Below are 5391 nucleotides of genomic sequence, written 5' to 3' on the forward strand. Positions count from 1 at the left end.
TCCCCCTGCTCGTTCCTCACCAGGTTGCCAAGGGTATGAACCCACTTTATTGTTCCATCTTTGAGCATGATTCGGTGCTCTATATCATGCTGAATGCCTGTTTTAAAGGCGCGTTCCCTGCTTTTCAAAAACTCTTCCCGATCGTCGGGGTGAATCGTATTGAAATAAGAATCATAATCCAGATGGAAGGTTTTTTTGTCGAAGCCCCAAATATTATAAACCTCATCCGACCAATGCAATCCCTTACTGCCAGGATGAGACTGCCAGTATCCAACTTTAGCGATTTTTTGTGAAGCAAGCAATTTCGATTCATTTTCTTTAATGCGTTGAAAAGCCACCTCTCTTTCAGTAACATCGTTGCAGGCGATCATTACGCATTCCCGTCCGTCAAAATTGATTTTATAACCGGAAATATCAGACTGAATCAGTCCGCCATCCTTTTTTTGCTGCAGGAAGATTCCAAAATTCACTGCATTTTCCGTAAGTAAAGTGTGCTGATGCAAACCAACGATCCGCTTTCTTTCATGTTCGGTCGTGATATCAAGTATAGACTTCTTTAAAAACTCAGCTTTTGAATAGCCATAATGCCCACATGCGGTGTCATTCACGTCTAAAATCTGAAAATTCAACAGATCGTACACAAAGTTGGGAAGAGGGCTGGATTGGAATAGAAGTTTATAGCGTTCTTCAGATTCAGTTAATTGATCAAATACCTTTTGCCTCTCCGTGATGTTTATGGCAGTCACAAAAGCCCCGATTATCTCGGCTTCAGAGTTTTTCGCGGGCTTGTAGTTCATGGAGAATACAGTTCTATCAGAAGTGACTGGATCTGCTAATTGTATTTCAGCGACCTGGGATTCCCCCTGAAGCACCCTGCCATAAATCTCAGCAGCGAGCGCTCGTCTCTCCGGCTGTGCATAATCGAGTATTGACCGGCCTTTCCGAACAGTTGTGTTAAAATAATACTTGTAAAGCTTTTCGAACTGATCATTGAAGCTTACAATTTCCAGTTTCCTGTTGAGGAGCACGAAGGATTCCTCAGTGTTACTGATTAAAAGGTTTTTCTCCAACTCCGCCTCTATCCGTTTGGTAACATCCCGGAAATTGTCAACAATCCCGTTAATCATTGGATCATCGATCATATTGGTTAATGTCGTTTCTAACCATCGCCAGGATCCATCTTTATGTTTAAGTCGTGAAATTTGTTCACCGATCGTTTGACCGGGGCTCTGTAAAGACTCCTTAATTTTTGCCGCCCATGCAGCTTGATCAGCGGGGTGAACGAGTTCGTTCATCGAAAAAGACATGGCTTCGTCTTCCGTATAACCAAGCACGCGAATGGTGGAAGGTGAAACGTATAGTGGTTTACAACCTGGGTCGAGAATCATCACAACATCAGCTCCATTTTCCACGAGGCTGCGATATCGCTTTTCGCTCTTTTTAAGATTATCCTCGGCAAGGTTTCTCTCGGTCGCATCTTTGGCGATGCAATACATCGTTTTATCTCTATCATCCCAGCGGGCTGACCAAATAATGGACACAAGCGAACCATCTTTCCTGACGTATCGGTTTTCGAAATTCGTCATTTCAGTACCGCCCATAAGGTTCCTCGAGGCCTCTATCGTAAGGGCAGCGTCCTCCTCATAAACCAGATCCATATAACGTCTGCCGGTGAGCTCCTCTGGAGAATAACCCCAAATTTTCAACGATGCTGCACTCACGCTTACAAAGCATCCATTCACATCAATCGTACAAATCACATCCAGCGACGATTCCATGATTTTATGGGTTTCATTGCGGGCCTGCTGTAGGTCTAAAAGTGCTAGAGTATCGTTAGTCGTGTCCTTTGAGTAACAAGCTGCACCAAATATCTGCCCCTGTTCATTGTACATAGGGCTAAACGATACCAACGAATAATTAAACCTTTTCTCTTCAGGATTGTAAAAATCTTCTTTTATCGTAAAAGCATCACCACCAAAAGCCCGGTCGTAATAGTTTTTCCACTTTTGTTTTATTTCTTCCCCATAAACGTTGTCCAGAACCACATCACCTTCCCGTAAATCCCTGCCGGTTGCAAGCATTAATCTGTGGAGAAATGCCTTGTTCGCTGTAATAAGTTGACAATCCATATCTACAGACCACATCAAATCCTCAGTGCTGTTTATTAGGGCTTCCTGATTGAGTTTGGCACGACGTATCTCAGCAGCCTGTCCAGCCTGGAGAGTCATATCTACCACCGTCGAGATCATTAGATTTTGATCAAATAATGGGATATTCTTGGCGTTTATCACCCGCTTCTCACCAGTCGAAGTAGTTACTTCTATATTATCCCACACCATTCTAGAGACTTCTCTGCTGTTAATATCCTCCATTACCTGACTTAGGATTTTTTCGCGGTATACGGGTTCCGGATACACTTTATTGAAGAAAGTCGTTATATCAACAAGGTCTTTGTCGCTCCAGCCATAAGTTTCACTAAACTGACGATTGACCAGGGTAGCCTCCCCACTATCAATCCTGTTGACCGCTATTCCGATTGGAAGGTTCTGTAATATGGTTTCAATCAATTCGGCGCGATTCCTGGGTTCGGATGCCGGGTTTTGTAATTGCATGGGCACCCCTGAGGATTGATGCTGAAATAAACTCTTGCAGATATATTTAACGACCCCATTTTCCTCGATTGGTGTATTTTCTACGTCAATATTAAAAGTTTGCGGAACTATGCTGTCTTTATAATGGACACTCAATGACACATTATCGATTCTGTCAGGTGAGCGAGATTGCTGCACTTTTTCAAATGAATGAACAATACCAGTGAGGAATTCTTCATTCACATGGATTCCATGAAGGAGAAATATTTCAGAAACCGATTTATCACTAACTTCGCTTTCCTGTAAACCTAAAATCGAGAGATAGGCCGGATTTGAAACAAGCAAGGTATAACGGTCATCACCACAGCCGAATACCGCTATTGGAATTGGCGATTTTTGAAAAATACTTAACCAAATTTCAGAACTAACCATATGCTAAGTTTAGTGAATTTGTAAAAATCCTCGCCCTGAGCTGTCCTTGTTTAAAAGTACGAATTGTTCAGAAATATGGATTCTGGCGAATGAAGTTTTAATAAATAAAGGTGCATAGTTTTTCTTCAAAAAAATTAAAACAATTTCAGCGCCTTTAGTGCGGCAATTTTAACAGCGTATACAGTTTATTTTTTAGGACTTCTGGTAGAAATGGTTTTTCTATATAGTAAAAAAATCAGGTCTTCCACTCAACAACTTAGTTATTCAGGTTCCGGTTCTTTTGGAATTTCATGTTTTAAATATCTCATAACCGGGTTAGCTGAAATTCCGTGAATGATAATCGAAATTAAAATGGTGAACGATACCATCGCCCAGAGTGCACGTTCATGTCCGAAATACGTTTGTTGGAATGCAAAGGCGAGGTAAAAAACAGACCCAATACCTCTTATCCCAAAAAAGCTGATCGCGAATTTTTCTTTTATGTGGGTGTCGGATCCCAGCAGGCTCACAAATGCGGCCACTGGCCTGATTATTAAAACGAATACCAGGGATACCATAGCCATCTCCCACGTTAGCGGCTCTAATATTCCGCTTACCAATGCTCCGCCGAGTAAAAGAAGTATGATAGCTACCAGAAGTCTCTCCGTTTGATCTACAAAAGAATGCAGCTCATAATGATAATCATGCTTTTTATCGAAGTGCCGCAGGGTAATCGAACTTACAAATACGGCAATAAATCCATAACCATTCGCAAGCTCCGTCAGGCCATATACGATCAGGGTTAGGGCTATCGCAACAAAACCATCCCGTGTTTTTAATGCGGGGAATTTTTCCGAAACGGTAAAAACAAGATATCCGGCCAATCTTCCCAGAAGATACCCGATAATTATACCTGCTATGATTTTATAAAAAACGTGGTACCCAAGCCAGGAAATAAGGTCAGTTTCTCCGATATCATTCTTTGCCGTAGCAATTACGATAGCCAGCCATACAAATGGAAAAGCCATTCCATCATTCATTCCCGCCTCGGCAGTCAGGGAAAATTTAGTTTCCGATTTAATGTGTTCGTTTGGTGGGCCAACCTGCACGTCAGAAGCCAGAACCGGATCGGTTGGCGCAAGTGCTGCTGCTAATAATAGTGCTGAACCGAGATTTAGGCTCAGTAAAGTATATCCCATGATTGCGGTAATAGCTATGCACAAAATCATGGCAAAACTTATAAGCCGTAAGGGAGTTGACCAGTTCTTAAGATTGAAGGACCTATCTATTTTCAAGCCAGTACCCATTAATGTAATAATGACAATCATCTCTGTGAGCCGCACAGTGAATTTTTCCTTTGTCATTACATCTGGTCTGGGTAAAAAATCCGGAAAAAAGACGTATATCAGCATTCCGGCTACAAGATATATTATTGAATAGGACACTCCTGTACGCTTCGAAATTGCAGGCATCCAGGCCATACCGAATGCCGCAAGCCCGATAAGCGCTAAAATCAGAAAATATTCATTCATCACTCTGAAGTCTCAACTACTATACCAGTTAATTGTTGGGCTAAAACAATCATGTTCAACATTATCACCCAGGTAAAATTTCCGATTATACAATTCCTCAATTAAAACACACAAAACGCCAACATATACGTTCTCCAATCGAATTAGCATTAGGATGAAGGCAGCAGTTAAAGTTCCACATTTGAATAGGGTCGTTTTAATCGGAGCTTCGGCTGGTGGTTTGCAAGCGATTACAAAACTTGTCAGCCAGCTAAGTTCAGATTTCCCCGTCCCTATTTTAGTTGTCCAGCACATTTCCGCCGATGCATCTGGTAATGCGCTGTTAAACTCGTTGAATAATAATGGAAGCCTTATTTGCGAACATGCGCAGGATAAGATCACGATGAAACCGGGTCATATCTATTTGGCACCCTCCGATCATCACCTTATGATTGATGAGGATAAGACATTGTTGATTACCAAAGGCGCGCATGAAAACAGGTCACGGCCGGCAATTGATGCGTTGTTTCGTTCTGCTGCAATTACCTTTGGAACCGGAGTCATTGCTATGCTTCTTACGGGCTATCTGAATGATGGAACATCTGGCATGGAAGCTGTAAAAAAATGCGGCGGGATATGCATAGTACAAGATCCTGACGATGCAGACTACCCTGATATGCCCCAAAATGCCCTTAATCAGGTGGAAGTAGATTATTGCATGCCCGTTTCGCAAATGGGTGGACTCCTTCGCGAACTTGTTCAAAACCCCCTTAAAAAACAAAGAGCTATCCCGAACGAAATTAGAATAGAAACAGATATTGCTAAACGGGTACTCAGCGATTTGCCTTCTGTCAACGCCCTGGGCAATCAGGTACCTT

3 protein-coding genes are annotated in these 5391 nt (G+C 42.2%); 1 reads left to right on the forward strand and 2 read right to left on the reverse strand.

The genetic code is table 11. The features are described from left to right. On the reverse strand, positions 1–3023 hold a 3023-nt coding region (locus WBJ10_RS13530; RefSeq protein WP_424291169.1), incomplete at its 3' end, for a PAS domain S-box protein. A gap of 260 nt (positions 3024–3283) precedes the next feature. After that, a complete protein-coding gene (locus WBJ10_RS13535) occupies positions 3284–4534 on the reverse strand; it encodes a cation:proton antiporter (protein ID WP_424291171.1) in 1251 nt (416 codons plus the stop codon). A 154-nt stretch (positions 4535–4688) separates the two neighbouring features. Here WBJ10_RS13535 and WBJ10_RS13540 point away from each other — a divergent pair. Further along, on the forward strand, positions 4689–5391 hold a 703-nt coding region (locus tag WBJ10_RS13540), incomplete at its 3' end, for a chemotaxis protein CheB (RefSeq protein WP_424291173.1).

The organism is Daejeonella sp. (assembly GCF_049655485.1).
GTDB lineage: Bacteria > Bacteroidota > Bacteroidia > Sphingobacteriales > Sphingobacteriaceae > Daejeonella.

Coding starts and splice junctions, on each gene's coding strand:
- WBJ10_RS13535 (WP_424291171.1), bottom strand. CDS start 4,534: ATGAATGAATATTTTCTGATTTTAGCGCTTATCGGGCTTGCGGCATTC.